We start from the raw sequence: 20,616 nt of genomic DNA on the forward strand, positions 1-20,616 counted from the left end.
CGTCAGAGGACGGTCCCGTGTTTCTTGTCGGGCAGGTCCTTCTGAACGTCCTCGTAGAACGCGAACCGCGCGGCCAGCTCGGCGCGGAGGTCGGACGGGGGAACGATCTCGTCGATGACGACCTCGCTGGCCATCCGGTGGACGTCGATCCCCTCGCGGTACTCCTCGCGCAGGCGCTGTTCGGTCTCGGCGCGCTCCTCCGGGTCGTCGATCTCGGCGAGCTTCCGGGCGTAGACGGCGTTGATAGCGGCCTCGGGGCCCATGATCCCGATCTCGCCGGACGGGAGCCCGATGACGCTCTCCGGGTCGTAAGCGGGCCCGCCCATCGCGTAGATCCCCGCGCCGTACGCCTTCCGAACCACGACGGTCTGCTTCGGCACCGTCGCGGAGGAGGTGGCGTAGATCATCTTCTTGCCCTTCTCTAAGATCGCGTCCTTCTCCACCTGCGAACCGGCCATGAAGCCGGGCGTGTCACAGAGGTACAGCAGGGGGATCTCGTAGGCGTCGCAGGTCCAGATGAACTCGGCGGCCTTCTCCGCGGCGTCCGGGAAGATGGCGCCCGACCGCTCCGTCGGCTGGTTGGCGACGACGCCGACCGGCCGCCCGTCGATCCGGCAGAACGCCGTGACGATCTCCGGGCCGTACCCCTCCTTCAGCTCGAACACCGACTCGGCGTCGGCGATCCGGTCGAGCAGGTCGTGGGCGTCGTACGGCCGGTTCGGCGACTCCGGGATCAGCTCGTCGATCCCGTCGGGCGAGTACTTCGGCGGCTTCGTCTCGCGCGTCGGGGGCTTCTCGCCGGCCCGGTCCGGGAGGTAGCCGATCAGCTCGGCGACTAGCTCGCGGGCGTGCTCCTCGTCGCGCGCGATCAGGTCCGCGGAGCCGGACTCCTCGGCGTGGACGCGCGGGCCGCCGAGGTCGTCTAAGTCGATCTCCTCGCCGGTGACCATCTCGACCATCCGCGGGGAGGCGATCGCCATCGCGGACATCCCCTCGACCATTACGGTGAAGTCGGCGAAGACGGGGGTGTAGGCGGCGCCGGCGATACACGGCCCGTAGAGGACGCAGATCTGCGGCACCGCGCCGGACAGCATCGAGTGGTTGTAGTAGTACTTCCCGATCCCCTCGCGGTTGGCGAAGAAGCCGGTCTGCTGGTCGATCCGGCCGCCCGAGGAGTCCATCAGGTAGAGGACCGGGTTCCCCGTCTTCAGCGCGCGCTGTTGCATCCGGAGGAACTTCTCGACACCCTTCGACGCCATCGACCCCGCCTTCACGGTGAAGTCGTTGGCCATGAAGTGGACGTCGCGGCCCTCGAACTCCGCCGCGCCCGTCAGCAGGCCGTCGCCGGGGAGCCGGTCGCCCCCCTCCTCGTTCGTCTCCCCGTCGTCGCCCGCGGGCGCGTCCGGGTGCCAGTCGTCGAAGGCGGCGAACTTCCCGTCCTCGAACGTGACGCCCGCGGGGTCGCCGTCGGCCGCGTCCGCGTCGCCGGCGCCGCGGGTCCCGCCCTCGCCGCCGAACCAGAGGTCGAGGCGGTCGCGGACGAACAGCTTCCCCTGCTCCGAGAGCCGGTCGCGGTACTTCTCCGGGCCGCCCTCGCGGATGTCGGCTATCTCGGCGCGGAGGTCGCGCTCGCGGTCGGTCGGCCCGAGGTCGTCGTCGAGCGGGTAGCTCGGTTCGGACGGCTCGGCGCTCGCGACCGGCGTCTCCCCCTCGCCGACGTGGACGTCGACGTTGACGCCGAGGTGTTCGGCGAGCGACTTCGCTATCGCTTCGGCCTCCTCGGGGGTCGCCGCCGCGCCGACGTGGACTTTCATGGACGCAAGATTTGCGGTAGATCCTAAACAGTTTTCCATGCGAGACTCGGTCCGGACCGCCGGGACCGCCCGCGCGGAGCCGCCGCCCTAGTCGCCGACCGCCGCCTCCAGCCGGTCGATCAGTTCCTCGTTGCCGACGTACAGCGGCGTGCGCTGGTGGACCGCCTCGGGCTCGACGTCGAGGATCGAGCCGGTCCCGTCCGAGGAGGCGCCGCCAGCGCGCTCGATGATGTACGCGATGGGGTTCGCCTCGAACTGGAGGCGCAGCTTCCCCTCGGGCGCGCTCCGGAGCGCGGGGTACGCGAACACCCCGCCGTAGGTGAGCACCTGGTTCACGTCGCCGACCATCGCGCCGCCGTAGCGGAGCTTCAGGTCGTCCTCGACCGCCCGGGCGTACGCGCGGAAGTCGGCGGGCCAGTCGGGGACGCGCCCGCCGAACCCGTAGACGGTCGGCGTCGCCGGGAGCGTCAGGTCGCCCTCGACGACCGAGCGCTCGACGCCGTCGCCGTCGGGCGCGCGCTCGACGACCTCCTCGCGGACGCCCGCCTCGTCGGCGACGACCATCGTCGTGATCGGCCCGTAGAGGACGTAGCCGGCGGCGACGAGGTCGCGGCCGCGCGCGGGCAGCGGGGCGTCGTACACCCCGACGACGGTGCCCATCGCGTTGTTCGACCGCAGGTTCGACGAGCCGTCGAGGGGGTCGATCGCCACGGCGTAGGCGTCGTCCGGCCCGCTCCCGACCGCGCCGCCGGCGTCGACCGCTTCCTCGCGCTCCTCGCTGACGAACGAGCCGACGCCGTCGACCGCGGTGATCGCGTCGCCGAGCAGCTCGTCGGCGTACAGGTCGCCCGCCAGCACCGACTCGCCGGAGGCGTTCTCCGTCCCGCTCTCGACGCGCCGGCCGGGGAGCGCCGCGCGGATCTCGGGGGCGGTCGCCGCGACCGCGTCGAAGACGGCCGCGACGGTCGGGTCGAGGGACGCCATCAGTCGTCGCTCTCGGCGATCGCCAGCGCCTCGGCCGGGTCGACCTCGTCGAAGATCACGGCCTCTAAGGCGTCGAGGATGCGCTCGGGCTCGTCGCGCTGGAAGACGTTGCGGCCGACGGCGATGCCGGTGGCGCCCGCGTCGATGGCGTTCGCGACGTTCCGGAGGAACGCCTTGTCGTCGCGCATCGTCCCGCCGGACATCACCACGTCGGCCGGGCCGGCCATCTCGACGGCGTCGCCCATCGCCTCGGCGGACCCGGGGTACTTCACCTTCACCACGTCGGCGCCGAGCTCCAGGCCGAGCCGCGCGCCGTACGAGATAACCTCCGGGCTCCCGTCGTTGCGGAGCCCCTGCCCGCGCGGGTACGACCACATGACGACGGCCATGTCGTGTGCGCGGGCGCCCTCCTGGGCCTCGCGGAACTCCTCGGCCATCTCGACCTCGTGGTTCGACCCGCCGTAGACGGTGAACCCGACCGCGTCGGCGCCCAGCTCGGCCGCGTACTCCGCCGTACAGTTGACCGCGCTGTCCGGCTCGCCCATCCAGAGGTTCGAGGTCCCGTTGAGCTTCAACAGGAGGTTCACCTCGTCCTCGTAGTCGGGGTAGTACGCCTCCGCGAGCCCCTTCTGGACGGCCAGCGAGGTGACCGCCTCGTGGGTGGCGAGCTCGAAGATCCGCTCCGGGTCCGCCGTGTCCGGGTTCGGCTCGAAGTCGACCGGCCCGTGTTCGAGCCCGTGGTCGTACGCGAGGATGAGCGACTTACCGTCGCGCGAGATGTCGTCGGCGGCGTGAGGAAGCATCGGTTCGTAGTTCAGTTACATCGATAAAAAGGGCTGTGGTGAAACTGGCGGGCGTAAAGAAACGGAACCCCGTTTCGCGGGCGTTTCGAGTCATGTTGCGGGCGATTCTCTGTCTCATCCGTTACTACTCAAATTGTTAATTTCTCCTCGCGGCGGGGGACGCGGGACCGGCTTTCGCAATACTTACCACCCGCGGCGCGGCAGCGGTCCGCATGCGAGAACTCTCCGAGGTGGACGTGGTCGGCGTCGTCGGCGCCGGCACGATGGGCAACGGCATCGCGCAGGTCGCGGCGACCGCGGGCTACGACGTGGTGATGCGCGACGTGGAGGCGGAGTACGTCGAGCGCGGCCTCGGCAGCGTCGAGGACAGCCTCGACCGACTGGCCGCGAAGGACGCGCTCGACGAGGAGCCGGACGCGATCCGCGACCGGATTACGGGCACGACCGACCTCGACGACCTCGCGGACGCCGACGTGGCGATCGAGGCCGTGATCGAGGACCTCGACGTGAAACGCGACGTGTTCGCCGACCTCGACCGCGTCACCGACGACGGCGCCGTCCTCGCGACGAACACCTCCACGCTGTCTATCACCACCATCGCGAGCGCGACCGACCGCGCGAGCGACGTGGTCGGCCTCCACTTCATGAACCCCGTCCCGATCATGGACGGCGTCGAGGTCGTGGTCGGCGAGCGCACCGACCCCGCGGTGGTGGACTTCGCGCACGACTTCGCCGAGGACCTGGGCAAGGAGACGTGGGAGGCCGACGACAAGCCCGGCTTCGTCACCAACCGCATCCTGATGCCGTGGATCAACGAGGGGATCCGCGCGTACGACGAGGGGGTCGCCGACAAGGCGGACATCGACCGCGGGATGAAGCTCGGCACGAACGTCCCGATGGGCCCGCTCGAACTCGCCGACCACATCGGGCTCGACGTGGCGCTCGACGCCAGCGAGACGCTCCACGACGAGCTCGGCGACCGCTACAAGCCGGCGTACCTCCTCAAGCGCAAGGTGGAGGCGGGCGACCTCGGCAAGAAGACCGGCCTGGGCTTCTACGAGTACGAGTAGTCGGAGATCGGTTTCCGGAGGCGTTACGCGCCCTTCGCGCCGCCGTCGCGGTCGTCGTCGGCCGTCCACCGGCGCGCGCCGGGCAGCAGCCCGACGAGCTTCGTCACGTAGCCGAACCGGAAGAGCCCGAGCTGCGAGAGCGTGCCGAGAACGAACACCGCGAGGAACGCGGGCGCGGAGAGGTCGAAGAGGAGGGGCTCGACGGTCGTCTCCGCGGCGGCGGTCTCGAAGCTCGCGGGCGTGAGCGAGCGGGAGGCGAACGCCGCGCCGATGAGCGCGGTCGAGACGACGAGCGTCGTGCGCGTGAGGACGAACCCGAACAGCGCGCCGACCGCGACGCCCGCCAGCGTCGCGCCGACGAGCAGCGCCGTCCCCTCGAGCCCGGCCGCGTCGGCCGCGTAGAACGGGCCGACCGCGAACCGCCCGGCGAACCCGCCGACCACGGCGCCGATCCCCAGCACCGCGAACGAGAGCCCGGCGTACGCGAGGAAGCCGCCGAGGAGGCCGCCGACCGCGACCGCGCCGGCGGTCAGGACCGCGCCGTCGACCGCGATCAGGCCGACCACGTTCGGCGCGAACAGGTAGCCGGCGCCGGCGCCGACGAGCAGTCCCGTCAGCGTCACCGCGTAGACGGAGACCGCCGCGCCGACGAACGCGAGCGCCAGCCCCGCGAGGACCAGGCCGCCGTTGAGTGGGGTGAGCATGTCCGTACCGTGGCGCGCGCTCGTACTTAAATTGTCGCGGGAGAGGCGACGGGAAACGCGGTCGCCTCACCGCGCCCGGCTCGCGGCCTGCCGATCGAGGTAGCGCGTGTAGCCGCCGACGGCCAAGCCGAAGCCGACGACGAGCAGGACGAACCCGAGGAGGCGGCTGGTCCCGACGGTCATCACGGTCAGGACGACGCCGAACAGCAGCGCGAACACGCCGGCGACGACGACGCCGACGTCCAGCAGCGGGGAGGGCTGGATGGTCCGGCAGTGGGGGCAGATCCGCGCGTCGGCCGGGATCGGCTCGCGGCAGTCGACGCAGCGGAGGCGGTCGCTCGACACGCGAGGCGGTTCGGCCGGGACCCTGAAAAGCGGCGCGCAGTCGGTCCCGCTCAGTCCGCGCCCGGCGCCGCACTCGGCTCGTCGCCGACGTCGAGCGTCTCCTCGACCTGCGTGAACACCGCGACGAGGCCGAGCGCGGCGGCCGCGGCCCCGACCGCGAAGGGGACGACGAAGCCGAAGCCGTAGAGCCAGCCGGAGGCGAGCGGGCCCAGGGCGACGCCGAAGCCGAATCCCATGGTGAGCACGGAGAGGGTGGTCCCCGACTCGCCCTCGCGCGCGAGGTCGCCGGCGAGCGCGAGCGACGGGGCGAACACGCACGCGACCGCGACCCCCTGCCCGAGGCGGACGAGCATCATCAGCGCCGGCTCCGTCACGATCCCCTGGAGGAGCGTGGTCGGGACCAGGAGGACGAACCCGGCGAGCAGGAACGGCCGGCGGCCGATCCGGTCGCTGGCGCGCCCCACCGGGACCTGGAAGATCACGTTGGCGATCGTCACGGCCGCGAACTGGGCGCCGAACCAGATCGGCGCCTGGTCCAAGCGGACGTTCACCTGGTTCTGGAGCGTCGCGAACAGCGCGATACAGGCGCCCATGGCGACGGTCGCGAGCCCCAGCGTGAACACGGGGTCGAGCAGGCGGTCCTCGCCGCGGACCCGGATCGACACGTCGTCGCCGGCCTCGGCCTCGACGTCGGCGTCGCGGACGAGCAGGAACACGAGCGTGAAGCTGAGGTACGCCCCGGCGCAGGCCGCGACGAACGCCGCGTCGAACCCGTCGAGGACCGGGAGCCCGACCGCCGAGAGGTCGTACGGCCCGGCCTCGACGACCGCGCCCGCGAGGACCGGCCCGAAGCCGAAGCCGATGAGGCGGAAGGTGTTGTACACGCCGAAGTTCCCGCCGCGGTCGGTGTCGCTCGCGGCGTACTCGTTCACGAGGGCGACCGTCGCGGGGATGATGAGCGCCGCGCCGAGCCCCTGGACCGCGCGCAGCGCGACCAGCACCGGGTAGCTCGTCGCGACCGTGTACAGCCCGCTCGCGGTCCCGAGGAGGAGGATGCCGGCGAGGACGAAGGGCCGTCGCCTGCCGACCCGGTCGGACAGCCGCCCGGTGAACGGCTGCGAGAGGCTGTTGAGGAAGCCGAAAAGCGAGAGGACGATCCCGATGAGCAGCGGCTCGGTCAGCGTGACCGCGGCCGCGCCGACCCCGATCTCCGCGCCGAGGAGCCCCTCGATGTCGACCACGTCGCTCGTGATGTACAGCGGGAGGACGACGATGAGGAAGGAGTTCCCGGCCGCGCCGACCATCCGCGCGAGCGCCAGCACGATCACGCGCCGGTCGGTCTCGGCGATGTCGGTGAGCGACCCCATTCACTCCGAGTTCGGAACGGAGCATAAAGGCGCTTGTGAACGGCGGGAGTCGATCCGCTTTCGGGCGGGTCGGCGGCTGACCGGGGCGGAGTGGCGGGGCAGAGGGCCGGGCGGCGCTCAGGCCGTCGCGGGCGTCCGCTTGTCGACCCCGCGGACCTCGAACCGCGCGCCGCCGTCCGCACCGGTCGTCGCGTCGACGGTCCAGCCGTGCGCGGTGGCGATCTCCTGGACGATCGCGAGCCCGAACCCGGTGTTGCCGGAGGCGCCGCTCTCGCCGGGCTCGAAGAGGGAGTCGGCGACGGCGGGGTCGATCCCCGGCCCGTCGTCCTCGACGTAGAAGCCGTCGGAGAGGTCGCCGACGCGGATCGAGACGTCCCCGCCGACGTGGTCGACCGCGTTGCGCATCAGGTTCTCGAAGAGGTTCCGGAGCCGGTCGGGGTCGGCGAGCACCTCGCGCTCCGTCTCGACGGAGAGCGTCGCGTCGGCGGTGTCGACGGTCGACCAGCTGTCGGCGACGACGTCCGCGAGGTCGACGTGTTCCGGGTCGCCGACCGTCTCCCCCTCCCGCGCGAGGGTGAGCGTGCGCTCGACGATCGACTCCATCCGTTCGAGCGCGTCGAGCGCGGCGTCGAGGTTCTCAGCGTCGTCCGACATCTCGCGGGCCAGTTGGACGCGCCCCTGCGCGACGTTGAGGGGGTTCCGCAGGTCGTGCGAGACGATGCTCGCGAAGGAGTCGAGCCGGTCGTTCTGCCGTTCGAGGGCCGCCTCGCGCTCCTTGAACTCCGTGATGTCCTCCTGGAAGCCCACCCAGTGCGTCACGGTGCCGTCCGCGTCGCTGATCGGGGCGATGCTCACGCGGTTCCAGAACTCCGTGCCGTCCTTCCGGTAGTTCAACAGCTCGACGCTCGTCGACTCCTCGGCGTCGATCGCCTCGCGGAGCTCCTGTACCGACGCCTCCTCGGTGTCCGGCCCCTGGAGGAACCGGCAGTTGACCCCGATCGACTCCTCGCGGTCGTACCCCGTCATCTCGACGAAGCGGTCGTTGACGTACACCATCGGGTTGTCCTCCTGTTCGGGGTCCGTGATGGTGATCCCGACGGGCGCCTCGTCGAGCGCGCGGGTCTTCGTCTCCAGCTCCTCGCGGCGCTCGCGCTCGTCGGACACGTCGCGGAGGATGCCGACGCTGCCGTCGAACGACTCGCCCTCGTACGGGAGCGCCGCCATGTGGTCCCGGCAGGGGATCGGCTCGCCCTCCTTGGGGACGATGTCGACGCCGAAGTGCTGGACGTCGGGCCCGTCGGACGAGAGGATCGTTCCGAGCCGGTCTTCCGCCTCCTGAACCGCGTCGTCGTCCTTGATGAACCCGGGCGTCTCGCCGATGATCTCCTCGCGGTCGTAGCCGGTCAGCTCGGCGAACGGCTCGTTGACGAACCGGAAGACGCCGGTGTCGTCGACGACGTAGACCGGGTAGCCGAGCGCCTCGATGACCGTCGAGTAGCGGTCGGCGATCTCCTTCGTCCGGTGCTCCTCGACCGCCTGGTCGACGCGGTTCGCGAGCCGGCGGAGCTGCTCGGGGCCGCCCTTCTGGAAGTAGCCGGTGACGCCGGCGTTGAGCGCCTGGCTCGCGATCTCTTCGCTCCCCTTCCCGGTGTACAGCACGAAGGGGATCTTCTGGTGGCGCTCGCGGAGCGCGTCGAAGAACTCCAGCCCGTCCATCGCGGGCATGTCGTAGTCGCTGACGACGCAGTCGAAGGCGCCCTCGTCGAGCCGGTCTAACGCGTCCTCCGGGTCGGTCACGCTCGTCACCGAGACCGCGTCGAGCTCGCGCTCGAAGTACGCCTCCGTGAGGTCGAGGACCGAGGGGTCGTCGTCGACGTGTAGCACGTCGATCGCTCCGGGCATACGTCCACGAAGGGACGCACCGAATAAACGACTACCGCCCCGGCTATCGGATCTGGATCCGGGCCCGCGCAGGCGGGGCGGCGTCCACTTCCGGCGCGCGTGGCTGATTCTTAAGTCCGCGGAGCGCGGAGCCGAACGCGATGACCGGCGGGACGCCCGTCGCCGGGGAGACGCTCCCGGGCGCCGGCGACGACGGGGACGACGGCGCGGACCGCGTCGTCTGTCACGTCGACATGGACTGCTTTTACGCCTCCTGCGAGCGGCTGCGTCGCCCCGAACTCGCGGGCGAGCCCGTCGTGGTCGGGATGGGGTACGAGCCGGGCGAGTCGATCGGCGCGGTCGCGACCGCGAGCTACGAGGCCCGCGCGTTCGGCGTCGACAGCGCGATGCCGATCTCGGAGGCCCTGGAGCTGCTCCCCCGTCGCGCCGACGCGGACCCCGACGACCCGGACGCGCCGGACCCGGCCGAGACCGGCCGGTACGTCCCCGTCGACCTCGACTTCTACGAGGAGGTCGCGAGCGAGGTGAAGGCGGTGCTCCGCGACTGCGCCGACACCCGCCGCGAGGTGAGCATCGACGAGGCGTACCTCGACGTCACCGATCGGACCTCGTGGGCGGTCGCGGGCGACGACCCGGACGACCCGCCGCCGAGCGGCGCCGCCGGCCCGGCCGAGGCGCGGACGCTCGCCGAGGGGTACGCCCGCCACGTGAAAGACCGGATCGAGCGCGAGGCGGGCGTGCCGGCGAGCGTCGGCGTCGCGCCGAACATGTCGGCCGCGAAGGTCGCCAGCGACGCCGACAAGCCCGACGGCCTCGTGGTCGTGCCGCCGGGCTCGGTCGCCGAGTTCCTCGCGCCGCTGCCGACGGCCGACGTCCACGGCGTCGGCCCCGTGACCGAGGAGACGCTGGCGGACCTCGGCATCGAGACCGCGGGCGACCTCGCGGCGGCCGACCGCGACCGCCTCGCGGACGCGCTGGGCGAGCGCGGCCCGGAGCTCTCCCGGCGCGCCGCGGGCGACGACGAGCGCGAGGTGACGCCGACCGGCCTCCCGAAGAGCCTCTCGCGCGAGTCGGCGCTGCCGACGACCGCCGACGAGGCGACGAAGCGCGAGACCGTGACGGCGCTCGCCGCGGACGTGGCCCGGCGCGCCCGCGAGCGCGGCTGCCTCTACCGCACCATCGGGATCAAGGCGGTCGAGCCCCCCTTCGACGTGAACACCCGCGCCCGGAGCCTCCCCGGGCCGGTCGACGACCCGGACCTCGTCGAGGAGGTGGCGCTCGACCTCCTCGGCGAGTTCGACGAGACCCGGGTCCGCAAGCTGGGCGTCCGCGTCTCCAAGCTCGACTTCGCGGAGACGGACCAGGCGACGCTCGGCGGGTTCGAGGGCGACGGTGACGGCGGCGACCGCGAGCGACGGAGCGGGCGCGAGCGCCGGGGCGACTCCGAGCGACAGCGCGGCCGCGAGCGCGGCGAGGCCGGCGACGGCGGCAAGCTCACCGACTGGGTCGACGGCCCGCCGGACCGGGGCGACGGGGAGGAGCCGACCGCGGAGCGGAACCGGCGAGACGCCGACGAGGGGCAGGCGTCGCTCGGCGACTGGGGCTGAGCGCCCCGAGCGACCGCCGGCGAAGCCCCGAGGTTTTTCGGCCGCGACGCGGATCGGTCGCGCATGCCCTCCCCGCGCGCGCTCCTCCTCGGCCCCGACCGCGACCGCCCGCGACCCGACCCGCGGCTCGCCGCGCCGCCGCTGTGTTTCGCGCTCGTCTTCGCCGCCTACGCGGTCGGCGTCTTCGAGGTCGCGGGCGGAGTGATACTCCTCGCCGGAGAGGCGACGGTCGTCGGCCTGCTCGCGGCCGCGGCGCTCGCGGTCCGACGGGGCGGACTGGTCGCCTCGTGGGCGGTCGCCGTCGCCGCGCTCCTCGGCCACCGCGTCGACCACTACCTGCTGGGGCTCTCCGGGCGCTCGCTCGGCGAGCGGATCGCCGCCCTCCTCGCGGTCGACGGCCTCGCCGTGATCGGGGTCGCCGCGCTCGCGGCTGGCACCCTCGGCTGGGCCGCCGGGACGGCGGGCCGCCTCGCAGTCGGGCGCGTCCGGGGCGCGTGACGGGGGGCGGGAGCGCGCGGCCGGGGCGCGCGACGGAGCCCGAGTCGGCGCGTCCGGGACGCGCGACGGCCGGGTATTTACGCGCCGAGCGACGACCGCGACCATGGACGACCCCGACGACCTCGCGTGGGAGACGCTCGACTCGGCCGTCGACTACACCTGCCCCGGCTTCGACGTGCGGCGCGACGAGGTGCGGTTCCCGGACGGCGAGACCGACGGGTTCCACTACGTCGACGAGCCGCCGGCGGTCGTGGTGCTGCCGCTGACGCCCGACGGCGACGCGGTCGTCATCGACGAGTGGCGGCAGGCCGTCGGGCGCGTGAACCGCGGGATCCCCGCGGGGACGATGGAGCCGGAGGACGGAGACGGGGGCGCGGACGGCGGGGCGAGCGACGCGACGGACCCGAGCGACGACGCGATCGAGCGCGCCGCGGCCCGCGAGCTCGCCGAGGAGACCGGGTACGAGGCCGACTCCTTCGAGCGGCTGACGACCGTCGAGCCGACGAACGGGATGGCGAACGCAGTTCACCACCACGTCTTGGCGACCGGCTGCGAGCCGACCGCCGACCGCGACTTAGACCACAACGAGTCGATATCGGTCGAGACGGTGCCGTACGACGACCTCCTCGCCGCGGTCGTCGACGACGGGCTGCGCGACGGGCGGGCCGTCACCGCGGTGCTGTGGTACGAGCTGCTCCGCCGGTGACCGGCGCGCGGACGCCGGCAAGGCGACCGTCCGCGACGCTTCCGACACGGACAACCATTTTGCCGAGCGCCGCCTACCCCGGGCGATGACAGATCCCTCCAGCCGCGACGCGTCCCCGGACGGCGGGGTTCACGACGAGTTCGACGACGTCGACCCCGACCCCGTCGCCGACGACGCGGGCGGCCCGGGGGACGCCGGCGGGTCGCCGGCCGTCGCGGTCGCGACCGCCCTGCTTCTCGGCGTCCTCGGCCCCGTGATCGCGCTCGCGAGCGGCGTCGCGGTCTTCGCGATCGACGCCGCGGCCGGCGGGCTCTCGCTGGTCGCGAGCGTCGTGCTCACGCTGATACTCGGCCAGTACGTCGCCTTCGGCGGGCTCGCGGTGGGGTACCTCGCGTGGCGCGGCCTCGACCGGCGCGGGATCGTCTCGTACCTCGGCGTCCGGGTGCCGAGCCTCAAGGAGCTCGGGATCGTCCTCGGCAGCTGGGTCGTAATCTTAATCTTGGTCCTCGTGGTCTCGACCATCGTCCAGCTGCTCGGGACGGAGACCGCGGCGAACCAGAGCGCGGAGCTGGCGATGGGGAACCCGGCGATCATCCCGCTGTTCGTCGCCGCGTCGTTCCTCGTCATCGGCCCCTGCGAGGAGATCCTCTACCGCGGCGTCGTCCAGGGGCGGCTCCGCGAGTCGCTGCCGGCGGCGCCGTCGATCCTGCTCTCGGCCGCCATCTTCGCGACCATCCACGTGATGGCGCTGACCGGCGGGCTCTCCGCCCGGCTCACGACCGTCGCCATCCTGTTCGTGCCGAGCCTCGTGTTCGGCGCGGTGTACGAGTACACGGAGAACCTCGTCGTCCCGGCGCTGCTCCACGGCCTCCACAACGCCGTGATCTTCACCGTCCTCTACGTCACGGTCACGCAGATGGACCCGAGCGACCTGCCGGCGATCCTCGGCGTCGTGCCCCTCTGAGACGGGGGGCCGACGCGGGCGGTCCTCAGTACAGGTCCTCCAGATCGGACTCGACGTGCGAGTGTTCCGCGGCCGGGAACTCGCCGCTCGTCACTGCCTCCCGGTACGCCTCGACGGCGTCGACCATCTCGCCGCGCACGTCGCCGAACCGCTTCGCGAACGGCGGCGACCACTCCCCGAGGCCGATCGCGTCGTTGATCACCAGCACCTGCCCGTCGCAGTCGGCGCCCGCGCCGATGCCGATCGTCGGAATCGAAAGCGCCTCGGTCACCGCGCCGGCGAGGTTCGCGGGGACGTGTTCCAACACGAGCGCGAACGCCCCGGCGTCGGCGTGCTCGCCCGCCAGCTCGACTATCTCCTCGGCGGCGTCCTGCTCGGTCCCCTGCCGGGTGTAGCCGCCGAGCCGGTTCACGTGCTGGGGGGTCAAGCCGAGGTGCGCCATCACCGGGATCCCGACCTCGGTCATCCGTCGGGTCGTTTCGACGGTGTGGGGACCGCTCTCGATTTTCACCGCGTCGGCGTTCGCCTCCTTCAGCAGGCGGCCGGCGTTCCGGACCGACTCGGCCTCGTCGACGCCGAAGGAGAGGAACGGCATGTCGGCGACGACGAGGGCGTCGTCGGCCGCGCGCGCGACCGCCGCGGTGCGGCTCGCGACCTCGTCGAACGTCACGGGGAGCGTGGAGTCGTAGCCCAGGGCGGCGTTGCCCATGCTGTCGCCGACGAGGATAACGTCGATCCCGGCCTCGTCGACGATCGCCGCCGTCGGGGCGTCGTAGGCGGTGAGCATCGTGATCGGATCCTCGGCGTCCCGGAGTCCCCGCGTCGTGGTCATGCCTCGGAGTCGACGGCGCGCCACCCTAAAATCGTCGGGAACCGGACGGCGCGTCGGCCGCGCGGTCGCCGCCGGACGCGCCGGCGCCGCGGCCGACCGCCACCGATTTGCCGCTCCGCCGCGGAGCCGGTGGCGTGCAACCAGTCGAGCGGGCCGAGTACGAGGGGGTTGACTACGCGTGGGTGATGCAGACGACGTTCGTCGTCACCATCCTCGTCGGCGCCCCCGTCGTGGCCCTGCTGTCGACGACCGTCGCGCTGGAGTCGTGGGGCGCGCGGGCCGCGTTCGCGGTCCGGGTCGGCGCCCCCATCTGGTTCGTCACCGCGGTCGCCGTCGCGGTGTACGCGAGGCGGAACGACGCCGGCGACGGCGGAGCGGCCGACGGCGACACCGAGCCGGAGGAAGGCGGAGAGGATGGCGACGACGACGCCGTGCCGGAGGGAGGCGGAGAGGGCGGCGAGCCGGAGGAAGGCGGAGAGGACGCAGATCCCGAAGAACGCGGAGACGACGACGAGACGGAGTGAGCCGGGGCGACGCGCGCCGGCCTCGCGGTGCGGCGGTCCCGTGCCGCTACTCGGCGAGTAAGTCCGCGGCCCACGCGAAGTCGACGCCGCCCCGCTCGGCGGCGACCGCGTCCCGCCGCGAGTCGCCGACGAACAGCGCGTCCTCGGGGGCGGCGCCGAGCCGGTCGATCGCCGCGAGCAGCGACGCCGGGTCCGGCTTGTGGCTCCCGACGGTGTCGCGGCCGACGATGGCGTCCCCGTCAATCGCGTCGGCGAGCCCGTGCGTCTCGACCGCGATCCGACACGCCTCCTCGCAGTTGAGCGAGCAGACGCCGGCGCTGGGCGGCGAGCCGACCTCGCCCGCCGAGCCGTCGGCCGCGAGCCGGTCGCCGAGCGGGAGCCGGGTCGACTCGCGGGCGCCGGCGCGCTCGTGGAGCGCGATCGCCTCCTCGACGGCCTCCCGGATCCCGTAGTCGTCGGCCGCGCCGAGTAACCCCCACAGCTCCTCGGTCGGGGGGATCAGCGCGCGCTCGGCGTACACGTCGAGGACCGACTCCGCGACCGCGTCCCAGTCGACCGCGAGCTCGACGAGCGTGCCGTCGAGGTCGTAGACGACCGCGTCGTAGCCGGCGAGCCGCGAGTCGACCGCGCTCACTCCCCGAACACCCCGCGGGCGATGATCGTCTTCTGGATCTCCGTCGTCCCCTCGTAGATCTCCGTGATCTTCGCGTCGCGGTAGAGCCGCTCGACGTCGAACTCGGTCGTGTAGCCGTAGCCGCCGTGGATCTGGACCGCCTCGTTCGTCACCGACATCGCGGCCTCGCTGGCGCGGTACTTCGCCTTCGAGGCGGCGACGCGGTAGTCCTCGCCAGCCTCCGCCTGCCGGCACGCCTCGCGGACGAGGAGCCGCGCGGCCGACACGTCGGTCGACATCTCCGCGAGCTTGTGCCGGATCGTCTGAATGTCGCCGATCGGGCGGTCGAACTGCTCGCGCTCCTGCGCGTACGTCGTCGCCTCGTCCAGCGCGGCCTGCGCGACGCCGACCGCCTGCGCCGCGATGCCGATCCGCCCCTCGGTGAGCGTCCGGAAGGCCGCGGAGAGCCCCTTCCCCGGCTCGGTGAGCCGGTTCTCCGCGGGGATCCGGCAGTCGTCGAAGGTGATCCCGGTCGTGTCCGAGGCGCGGAGCCCCAGCTTCTCCTCCTTCTTGCCGACCTCGAACCCGTCAGCGTCGGCGGGGACGAGGAACTGCGTGACCGCGTCGTCGTCGGGGTCGCGCTCGGCGTCGTCGACCTTCGCGAAGACGACCGCGACGCCGCCGCGCTTCCCGTTGGTGATCCACTGCTTCTCGCCGTTCAGGACGTACTCGTCGGCCTCGGGGTCGTACGTCGCGGTCGTCGACATCTGCGCCGGGTTCGACCCCGCGTGCGGCTCCGAGAGGCAGAACATCCCGACCGGGCGGCCCGTCTCCGCCATCTCCGGGAGCCACGCATCGCGCTGCGCCTCCGTGCCGAACTCGGCGATACAGGAGGTCGCGAGGCAGTGGACGGACAGCGCGGTGGCGACCGCGAGCGACCCGTGCGCCAGCGCCTCGTTGGCGACCGCGTAGGTCGTCTCGTCGGCGCCGAAGCCGCCGTACTCCTCCGGGACGGTGAGGCCGGTCAGGCCCAGCTCCGCGAGCCCGTCCCACACCTCCTCCGGGAACGTCTCCGTCTCGTCCGCCTCGGCCGCGGTCGGGCGGACCTCCTCGGCCGCGAACTCCGCGACGAGGTCGCGGACGGCCGCCTGCTCGTCGGTGAGCGCCGATCCGACGCGTGCTCCGGTCATGTCACCAACTTCGGTCCCTCACCGAAAAAGGTGCGCGATCGGCGGGGTGGGCCCGATTGGGGGAGGGTGACGGCCGCCGCCGACCGCTACGCCCCCGCGTCGCGCGCCTCCCAGAGCGGGTACAGCTCGTCTCGCGGCGGTTCGGCGATGGGTTCGCCGTCGATCCGGACGGTCCCCGCGGCCGACTTGTCCGCGGGCGACTCGACGCGACCGATCGCGGCCCCCTCGATCCCGGCCGCGTCGAGCGCGTCGAGCGCCTCTTCGACCCGCTCCGGCGGGACGGCCGCCAGCAGCGCGCCCGACCCGAACGACTTGAGCGGGTCGACGCCGAGGGCGTCACAGCAGGCCCGGGTCTCCGGTCGGACCGGCACCGCGTCGCGGTCGACGGCGAAGACGGCCTCGCTCGCGGCCGCCGCCTCGACGAGCGCGGTCGCCACGCCGCCCTCGGTCGGGTCGTGGAGCGCGGTCGCGGCGCCGCGGACCGCCGCCGCGTCGGGCACGACGCTCACCTCCGTGAGGAACTCCGCGGCCGCGTCGAGCGTCGCCGCCAGGACGCCCGCCTCGCGGCACGCCTCGCGGAAGTCGGTCGCGAGGATCGCGGTCGCCTCGATCCCCGCGCCCTTCGTGAGCAGGAGGCGGTCGCCCGGCTCGGCGCCGCCGCTCGACACGAAGCGGTCCGTCGTGCCCATCGCCGTCATCGCACAGAGCGGGCGGTCGAGCGCGTCGAGCACCTCGGTGTGGCCGCCGACGACCGCGCAGCCGAGGTCGCGCGCCGTCGCGTCGACCTGATCGACGACGGTCCGGAGCCGGTCGGGGTCGTCGTCGGGCAGAAAGAGGGTGTGCGTGAGCCACCGCGGGTCGGCACCGCTCGCGGCGACGTCGTTACAGGCGACGTGGACGGCGAGGGTGCCGACCGACTCTGCGGCCAGCGAGAGGGGGTCGGCCGCGACGACGAGCGTCTCGCCGGCGCCGCCCAGGTCGATCGCGGCCGCGTCCTCGCCGTACGCCGGCCCCTGCCGAACCGCCGGGTCGGCCGCGCCGGTCGCCGCGAACGCCGCCGCCAGCGCCTCGGGGCCCAGCTTCCCGGTCATCGCTCCCGGAGCCACGCCGCGACGGCCTCGGGGTCGGCGTCGAGCCCGCCGCCCTGCGCGAACGTCGGGCCGCCTCCGCCGCCCCCGCCGAACTCGTCGGTGACGGCGCCGACGGCGTCGCCCGCGTCGACCGCGTCGCCGTCGGCCGCGACCACGACGAAGGGGGCGTCGCCGGTCCCGACCGCGGCGAGGGCGTCGAGGTCGCCGTCGGCCGCGACCGCCGCCGTCGCCGGCTCGCGGAGCTCGTTCGGGTCGGCGTCGTCGACGGTCCCGATCGCCCAGCGCGCGCCGTCGACCTCGGCGGTCGGGAACTCGCGCAGGCGGGCCGCGAGCAGGTCCTCGCGGGCGTCCCGGAGCTCCGCCTCCAGCCGGTCCGCCTCGTCGCGGAGGCGGGAAACGGCGTCCGGGAGGTCGCCGACGCGCGCGTCGAGCGCCGTCGCGGCGTCGAGCGCGGCGGCGTGGACCGCGCCGAGTTCGTCTATCGCCGTGGGCCCGACCGCGAACTCGACGCGGGTCACGCCCTCGCCGGGGTTCGACCGCTCCAGCACCGCGATCGGCCCGATCTCCGACGTGTTCGCGACGTGCGTCCCGCCGCAGGCGGCGACGTCCCACGGGTCGTCGGCCTCGCCGACCGTCACGACCCGGACCGCGTCGCCGCCGCTCATCGCGCCCTCCTCGGTCTTGGTGTTGAACGCGATGCCGTCGACCTCGCGGGCCTCGTCGGCCGAGTGGGTCTCCCACGAGACGGGCAGCGAGTCCCAGACGGCGCGGTTGGCGAGCCGCTCTAACTCGATCAGGTCGTCGTCGCCCAGCGGCTCGGCGGTCGTCAGGTCGACGCGGACCTTCGTCTCCGAGATGTCGAACCCGGCGTAGCCGAGGTCGTCGGCGATCCGGCGCGCCGCTCCGTACAGCACGTGGGAGGCGGTGTGCGCCCGGGCGCAGTAGGTGCGGAAGGCGTCGTCGATCAGGCCCGTGACCTCGTCGCCGGGCGCGAGGGCGGCGTCCGCGTCGGGGTCGAGCGCGTGGACGACCGCTCCCTCCCGCTCGACCACGTCGTCGACGAGGTGGCCGTCGAGCGTTCCCCTGTCTGCCGGCTGGCCGCCCGACGCCGGGTAGAAGTACGTCTCGTCGAGGACGACCTCGCGGCCGTCGACGGACTCGACCGTCGCTTCGAACTCCCGGACCGTCGGCTCGGCCGGCGCGCGTGAGGCGGTCATTGCCGGGTCGTGGGGGCGGTCGGATAAATAGGTGGGCGCCGAGGAATCGCTTATAAATAAACGAGACGGTGCGGCGTCGCCGACGACTCTGCCGCCGGCCTATCCATGCCCGTCGTTCATACGGAGGCCCGGCTCCCGCTCACGACTAGTTATAAATTGGAAGACCGCGTCTCCCCTCAGCCCTCCAGCTCGAACGCGACCTCGACCTCGGCCTGGTACTCGCGGTCGGCCGCGCCGTCCAACTCGACGCCGAACTCCTCGACCTCGGCCCAGTAGACGTTGTCGAGGGTGTCCTCGGCGCGGTCGATGGCGTCGTCGGCCGCGGCGTCGAAGCTCTCCTCGCTCGTCCCGATCAACGTGATCTTCTTGAACACCATGTCGCGTGCTGGTAGGGCACACGGGGAGATAAAAATACGCGTCGCCGTGGCGGCGGCGGTGTCGGGTCCGATCCCGGTCCCTCCCCGCCGGCTCGCCGGCTACCCGTCTACGGTCGCCCGACCGATGACCGTCTCCATCTCCAGTTCGTAGAGGGTGAACGCGACGTCCTCGACCGCCTCGTCGAAGAGGCGGAAGGGCTGAAACCACTCGTTGAGCGTCGCCTCGTCGACTCGTCGCTCGGACCGCGACACCGGCCCGCGGACGTGAACGCTCCACGACTCGTCCGTCGACGCCGCGTAGCAGACGAACGTGGCGGTGTCGGTCGCCGCGAGGAACCGCCCCTTCTCGTCGTCGCCGTCGTGGTCGCTCACGCGCAGGAGGAGGCGGTCGCCGTCGTAGTGGTAGCTCAGCGGCGTGGCGTACGCGTCGCCGTCGCTCGCCAGCGCCAAGACGCCGTGTTCGCCGGACCGGAGGCGGGCCTCGACATCGGACTCGGACATGCCGCTGGTGTAGACGTACTCGACGTGCTCCATGCGGCCCGTACGCGGCGGGGTCGCAAATAGACACCTCCGGGGCGGGCCGGCTGAGGGCACAGTCGGCGGGCCGACCGGGAGGCGGAGAGCGTCGTCGGTACAGCGGTCGCGCGGGGCTACGGGCTCCCGGGCGCGCCCTCCATCACCGCGAAGTCCTCGCCGTCGCGGTCGATACCGATCACCGCCCAGTCGTAGGGGGGCTTCGCGGCGACGAGCCGTTCCTGGAGGTCGGCCGCTCGGTCGCGCCACGTGACGAAACACCGGAGTCGCGCCGCGTCGTCCCCGTCTGCGAGATACGGGTCGAGGTCGTCGTCGTCGAGACAAAGCACCGTCACGAACACGCGCCGCCACTTGCGTTCCGCGACGAACTCGCGTCCGCCGTCGGAGACGGTGTATCCCAGTTCGCGGAAGACGTCTCTGGCCTCGGTCGTCGGGGGGATGCTCGCAGTGGCCATCTACGTCGGAGTTCGGCACCATCCGTGATAAACCTTCTCACGATTTCGATCCCAGAGAATCGGGCGCACCCCCCGCAGCGGTCCGGAGAGCCCCGAACGCGGTCCCGAGCCGGAGCCGACCGCCCCGCCGGAGGCGGCCGTCGACCGGAGATCCCGTGGCCGCTGACGACGACTCGCCTGCCGCCTCACTCGTGGGCCGCGTCCCACTCGTCCGGCTTCCGGAGGTTGCCGCACTCGGTACACTGGATCCGGCCCATCGTGTCCATCGCGGTGTCGAACGACTCGCAGTTGCCGCAGCGGAACCCCCAGCGGGACTCGCCCGCCTCGTCCGCGAACACGAGGTAGAAGGGCCCGTCCGCGCCGCGCTCGGTCCGCGACCGGTCGGTGTACACCCGCTCGCCGCTCGGCGTCGTCGTCGCTTCCAGGGTCATGGCTCCCGCTACCCGGCGGAGCGACTTAAGCGGGGGACTCGCGAGACGGGGAGGAACGGGGAATCGAAGCGCGCGCTACGTCCGGAAGGACTCGCCGCAGCCGCACTCGGAGACGACGTTCGGGTTCTCGACCTCGAAGCCGGCGGCCTGGAGGCCGTGCTCGTAGTCGAGCGTGCTCCCGCCGATGTAGTTCTTGCTCGCGGGGTCGACGAACACCCGGAGGCCGTGGTGCTCCACGACGAGGTCGTCTTCCTCCGGCTCCGTGTCGAAGCGCATCCCGTACGACAGCCCCGCGCAGCCGCCCTGCTGGACGAACAGCCGCAGCCCGGCGACGTCGGTGTCGAGCCCCTCGCCTTCGAGCAGCGAGAGGGCCTCCTCGGCGGCGTCCGAGGTCACCTCGATCGCCGGGTCGTTCCCCTCGGTCCCGGTGTCGGCCGGTTCGGTACTCATACCACCCGATTCCGTTCGCACGGGGAAAACCCTGCCGGCGGAATCCCGCGGCCCGTTGTCGCTGACGGTTACGTTCCGCGTCCCGGCCGGGCCGACCGTGCGCGGTACGTTTGTGTAGCTCGGACGCGTACTGAGCCC

At 72.6% G+C, this 20,616-nt stretch carries 23 protein-coding genes; 6 read left to right on the forward strand and 17 right to left on the reverse strand.

Annotation, left to right across the window (positions count from 1 at the left end; genetic code table 11):
* Positions 1–2: 2 nt before the first annotated feature.
* From DVK05_RS09200 to DVK05_RS09210, 3 genes are all read right to left on the reverse strand, one after another.
* Positions 3–1,814: an acyl-CoA carboxylase subunit beta gene (locus tag DVK05_RS09200; protein ID WP_121563070.1), complete on the reverse strand. Its 1,812-nt coding sequence runs from the start codon at positions 1,812–1,814 to the stop codon at positions 3–5.
* A gap of 87 nt (positions 1,815–1,901) precedes the next feature.
* Positions 1,902–2,798, reverse strand: a complete 897-nt coding sequence (locus DVK05_RS09205) for a class 1 fructose-bisphosphatase (RefSeq protein WP_121563071.1) — start codon at positions 2,796–2,798, stop codon at positions 1,902–1,904.
* Entirely contained in the window at positions 2,798–3,601 is an 804-nt protein-coding gene (locus DVK05_RS09210) for a class I fructose-bisphosphate aldolase (protein ID WP_121563072.1), read from the reverse strand. The genes DVK05_RS09205 and DVK05_RS09210 overlap by 1 nt, the downstream gene beginning before the upstream one ends.
* Positions 3,602–3,813: 212 nt before the next feature.
* Here DVK05_RS09210 and DVK05_RS09215 point away from each other — a divergent pair, with 212 nt between their 5' ends.
* Positions 3,814–4,671 carry a 3-hydroxyacyl-CoA dehydrogenase family protein gene (locus DVK05_RS09215; protein WP_121563073.1) on the forward strand — a complete coding sequence of 286 codons (858 nt, stop codon included), beginning with the start codon at positions 3,814–3,816 and terminating at the stop codon, positions 4,669–4,671.
* A gap of 23 nt (positions 4,672–4,694) precedes the next feature.
* On the opposite strand, the gene DVK05_RS09220 is transcribed toward DVK05_RS09215, so the two are convergent.
* From DVK05_RS09220 to DVK05_RS09235, 4 genes are all read right to left on the reverse strand, one after another.
* Positions 4,695–5,375 (reverse strand): phosphate ABC transporter permease, encoded by a 681-nt coding sequence (locus DVK05_RS09220; protein ID WP_121563074.1) that lies wholly within the window; start codon positions 5,373–5,375, stop codon positions 4,695–4,697.
* Positions 5,376–5,441: 66 nt separating this feature from the next.
* Positions 5,442–5,720 (reverse strand): zinc ribbon domain-containing protein, encoded by a 279-nt coding sequence (locus DVK05_RS09225; RefSeq protein WP_121563075.1) that lies wholly within the window; start codon positions 5,718–5,720, stop codon positions 5,442–5,444.
* 50 nt (positions 5,721–5,770) lie between these two features.
* Entirely contained in the window at positions 5,771–7,087 is a 1,317-nt protein-coding gene (locus DVK05_RS09230) for an MFS transporter (protein ID WP_121563076.1), read from the reverse strand.
* A 117-nt stretch (positions 7,088–7,204) separates the two neighbouring features.
* The gene (locus DVK05_RS09235; RefSeq protein ID WP_121563077.1) at positions 7,205–8,989 is read right to left on the reverse strand and encodes a PAS domain S-box protein; all 1,785 of its coding nucleotides are present in this window, start codon (positions 8,987–8,989) and stop codon (positions 7,205–7,207) included.
* A 140-nt stretch (positions 8,990–9,129) separates the two neighbouring features.
* On the opposite strand from DVK05_RS09235, the gene DVK05_RS09240 reads away from it, so the two are divergent.
* From DVK05_RS09240 to DVK05_RS09255, 4 genes are all read left to right on the forward strand, one after another.
* Positions 9,130–10,596 (forward strand): DNA polymerase IV, encoded by a 1,467-nt coding sequence (locus DVK05_RS09240; RefSeq protein ID WP_121563078.1) that lies wholly within the window; start codon positions 9,130–9,132, stop codon positions 10,594–10,596.
* A gap of 63 nt (positions 10,597–10,659) precedes the next feature.
* Positions 10,660–11,094: a hypothetical protein gene (locus DVK05_RS09245; RefSeq protein WP_121563079.1), complete on the forward strand. Its 435-nt coding sequence runs from the start codon at positions 10,660–10,662 to the stop codon at positions 11,092–11,094.
* 103 nt (positions 11,095–11,197) lie between these two features.
* Entirely contained in the window at positions 11,198–11,800 is a 603-nt protein-coding gene (locus DVK05_RS09250; RefSeq protein ID WP_121563080.1) for an NUDIX hydrolase, read from the forward strand.
* An 85-nt stretch (positions 11,801–11,885) separates the two neighbouring features.
* Positions 11,886–12,764 carry a CPBP family intramembrane glutamic endopeptidase gene (locus DVK05_RS09255; protein ID WP_121563081.1) on the forward strand — a complete coding sequence of 293 codons (879 nt, stop codon included), beginning with the start codon at positions 11,886–11,888 and terminating at the stop codon, positions 12,762–12,764.
* Positions 12,765–12,789: 25 nt separating this feature from the next.
* Here DVK05_RS09255 and panB read toward each other — a convergent pair whose 3' ends face one another.
* A complete protein-coding gene (gene panB, locus DVK05_RS09260; protein WP_121563082.1) occupies positions 12,790–13,596 on the reverse strand; it encodes a 3-methyl-2-oxobutanoate hydroxymethyltransferase in 807 nt (268 codons plus the stop codon).
* Between the two features lie 134 nt (positions 13,597–13,730).
* On the opposite strand from panB, the gene DVK05_RS09265 reads away from it, so the two are divergent.
* Positions 13,731–14,120: a DUF5822 domain-containing protein gene (locus tag DVK05_RS09265; protein ID WP_121563083.1), complete on the forward strand. Its 390-nt coding sequence runs from the start codon at positions 13,731–13,733 to the stop codon at positions 14,118–14,120.
* Positions 14,121–14,166: 46 nt separating this feature from the next.
* On the opposite strand, the gene DVK05_RS09270 is transcribed toward DVK05_RS09265, so the two are convergent.
* The 9 genes from DVK05_RS09270 to DVK05_RS09310 form a co-directional block, all read right to left on the reverse strand.
* Positions 14,167–14,754: an HAD family hydrolase gene (locus DVK05_RS09270; RefSeq protein ID WP_121563084.1), complete on the reverse strand. Its 588-nt coding sequence runs from the start codon at positions 14,752–14,754 to the stop codon at positions 14,167–14,169.
* On the reverse strand, positions 14,751–15,923 hold the full coding sequence (locus DVK05_RS09275; RefSeq protein WP_121563085.1) for an acyl-CoA dehydrogenase family protein: 1,173 nt from the start codon (positions 15,921–15,923) through the stop codon (positions 14,751–14,753). Before DVK05_RS09275 ends, DVK05_RS09270 begins: the two co-directional genes overlap by 4 nt.
* A gap of 86 nt (positions 15,924–16,009) precedes the next feature.
* The gene (locus DVK05_RS09280) at positions 16,010–17,014 is read right to left on the reverse strand and encodes an AIR synthase-related protein (protein WP_121563395.1); all 1,005 of its coding nucleotides are present in this window, start codon (positions 17,012–17,014) and stop codon (positions 16,010–16,012) included.
* On the reverse strand, positions 17,011–18,231 hold the full coding sequence (locus tag DVK05_RS09285; protein ID WP_121563086.1) for a DHHA1 domain-containing protein: 1,221 nt from the start codon (positions 18,229–18,231) through the stop codon (positions 17,011–17,013). Before DVK05_RS09285 ends, DVK05_RS09280 begins: the two co-directional genes overlap by 4 nt.
* A 176-nt stretch (positions 18,232–18,407) precedes the next feature.
* The gene (locus DVK05_RS09290) at positions 18,408–18,608 is read right to left on the reverse strand and encodes a dodecin (protein ID WP_096394462.1); all 201 of its coding nucleotides are present in this window, start codon (positions 18,606–18,608) and stop codon (positions 18,408–18,410) included.
* Between the two features lie 99 nt (positions 18,609–18,707).
* Positions 18,708–19,142, reverse strand: coding sequence for a pyridoxamine 5'-phosphate oxidase family protein (locus DVK05_RS09295; RefSeq protein ID WP_121563087.1), 435 nt, complete (start codon positions 19,140–19,142; stop codon positions 18,708–18,710).
* Positions 19,143–19,258: 116 nt separating this feature from the next.
* The gene (locus DVK05_RS09300) at positions 19,259–19,597 is read right to left on the reverse strand and encodes a hypothetical protein (protein ID WP_053770488.1); all 339 of its coding nucleotides are present in this window, start codon (positions 19,595–19,597) and stop codon (positions 19,259–19,261) included.
* A 185-nt stretch (positions 19,598–19,782) separates the two neighbouring features.
* Entirely contained in the window at positions 19,783–20,028 is a 246-nt protein-coding gene (locus DVK05_RS09305; protein WP_121563088.1) for a DUF5816 domain-containing protein, read from the reverse strand.
* A gap of 75 nt (positions 20,029–20,103) precedes the next feature.
* Positions 20,104–20,478 (reverse strand): iron-sulfur cluster assembly accessory protein, encoded by a 375-nt coding sequence (locus DVK05_RS09310; RefSeq protein ID WP_121563089.1) that lies wholly within the window; start codon positions 20,476–20,478, stop codon positions 20,104–20,106.
* Positions 20,479–20,616: the final 138 nt, after the last annotated feature.

It is taken from the genome of Halorubrum sp. Atlit-8R (assembly GCF_003666025.1).
In the GTDB taxonomy this organism is placed as follows: Archaea; Halobacteriota; Halobacteria; order Halobacteriales; family Haloferacaceae; genus Halorubrum; species Halorubrum salinarum.

What these genes read in the sequence shown, in the direction of transcription:
- DVK05_RS09200 (WP_121563070.1), bottom strand. Translation starts at nt 1,814, where the DNA reads ATGAAAGTCCACGTCGGCGCGGCGGCGACCCCCGAGGAGGCCGAAGCG.
- DVK05_RS09205 (WP_121563071.1), bottom strand. Translation starts at nt 2,798, where the DNA reads ATGGCGTCCCTCGACCCGACCGTCGCGGCCGTCTTCGACGCGGTCGCG.
- DVK05_RS09210 (WP_121563072.1), bottom strand. Translation starts at nt 3,601, where the DNA reads ATGCTTCCTCACGCCGCCGACGACATCTCGCGCGACGGTAAGTCGCTC.
- DVK05_RS09215 (WP_121563073.1), top strand. Translation starts at nt 3,814, where the DNA reads ATGCGAGAACTCTCCGAGGTGGACGTGGTCGGCGTCGTCGGCGCCGGC.
- DVK05_RS09220 (WP_121563074.1), bottom strand. Translation starts at nt 5,375, where the DNA reads ATGCTCACCCCACTCAACGGCGGCCTGGTCCTCGCGGGGCTGGCGCTC.
- DVK05_RS09230 (WP_121563076.1), bottom strand. Translation starts at nt 7,087, where the DNA reads ATGGGGTCGCTCACCGACATCGCCGAGACCGACCGGCGCGTGATCGTG.
- DVK05_RS09235 (WP_121563077.1), bottom strand. Translation starts at nt 8,989, where the DNA reads ATGCCCGGAGCGATCGACGTGCTACACGTCGACGACGACCCCTCGGTC.
- DVK05_RS09240 (WP_121563078.1), top strand. Translation starts at nt 9,130, where the DNA reads ATGACCGGCGGGACGCCCGTCGCCGGGGAGACGCTCCCGGGCGCCGGC.
- DVK05_RS09245 (WP_121563079.1), top strand. Translation starts at nt 10,660, where the DNA reads ATGCCCTCCCCGCGCGCGCTCCTCCTCGGCCCCGACCGCGACCGCCCG.
- DVK05_RS09250 (WP_121563080.1), top strand. Translation starts at nt 11,198, where the DNA reads ATGGACGACCCCGACGACCTCGCGTGGGAGACGCTCGACTCGGCCGTC.
- DVK05_RS09255 (WP_121563081.1), top strand. Translation starts at nt 11,886, where the DNA reads ATGACAGATCCCTCCAGCCGCGACGCGTCCCCGGACGGCGGGGTTCAC.
- panB (WP_121563082.1), bottom strand. Translation starts at nt 13,596, where the DNA reads ATGACCACGACGCGGGGACTCCGGGACGCCGAGGATCCGATCACGATG.
- DVK05_RS09275 (WP_121563085.1), bottom strand. Translation starts at nt 15,923, where the DNA reads ATGACCGGAGCACGCGTCGGATCGGCGCTCACCGACGAGCAGGCGGCC.
- DVK05_RS09280 (WP_121563395.1), bottom strand. Translation starts at nt 17,014, where the DNA reads ATGACCGGGAAGCTGGGCCCCGAGGCGCTGGCGGCGGCGTTCGCGGCG.
- DVK05_RS09285 (WP_121563086.1), bottom strand. Translation starts at nt 18,231, where the DNA reads ATGACCGCCTCACGCGCGCCGGCCGAGCCGACGGTCCGGGAGTTCGAA.
- DVK05_RS09290 (WP_096394462.1), bottom strand. Translation starts at nt 18,608, where the DNA reads ATGGTGTTCAAGAAGATCACGTTGATCGGGACGAGCGAGGAGAGCTTC.
- DVK05_RS09295 (WP_121563087.1), bottom strand. Translation starts at nt 19,142, where the DNA reads ATGGAGCACGTCGAGTACGTCTACACCAGCGGCATGTCCGAGTCCGAT.
- DVK05_RS09300 (WP_053770488.1), bottom strand. Translation starts at nt 19,597, where the DNA reads ATGGCCACTGCGAGCATCCCCCCGACGACCGAGGCCAGAGACGTCTTC.
- DVK05_RS09305 (WP_121563088.1), bottom strand. Translation starts at nt 20,028, where the DNA reads ATGACCCTGGAAGCGACGACGACGCCGAGCGGCGAGCGGGTGTACACC.
- DVK05_RS09310 (WP_121563089.1), bottom strand. Translation starts at nt 20,478, where the DNA reads ATGAGTACCGAACCGGCCGACACCGGGACCGAGGGGAACGACCCGGCG.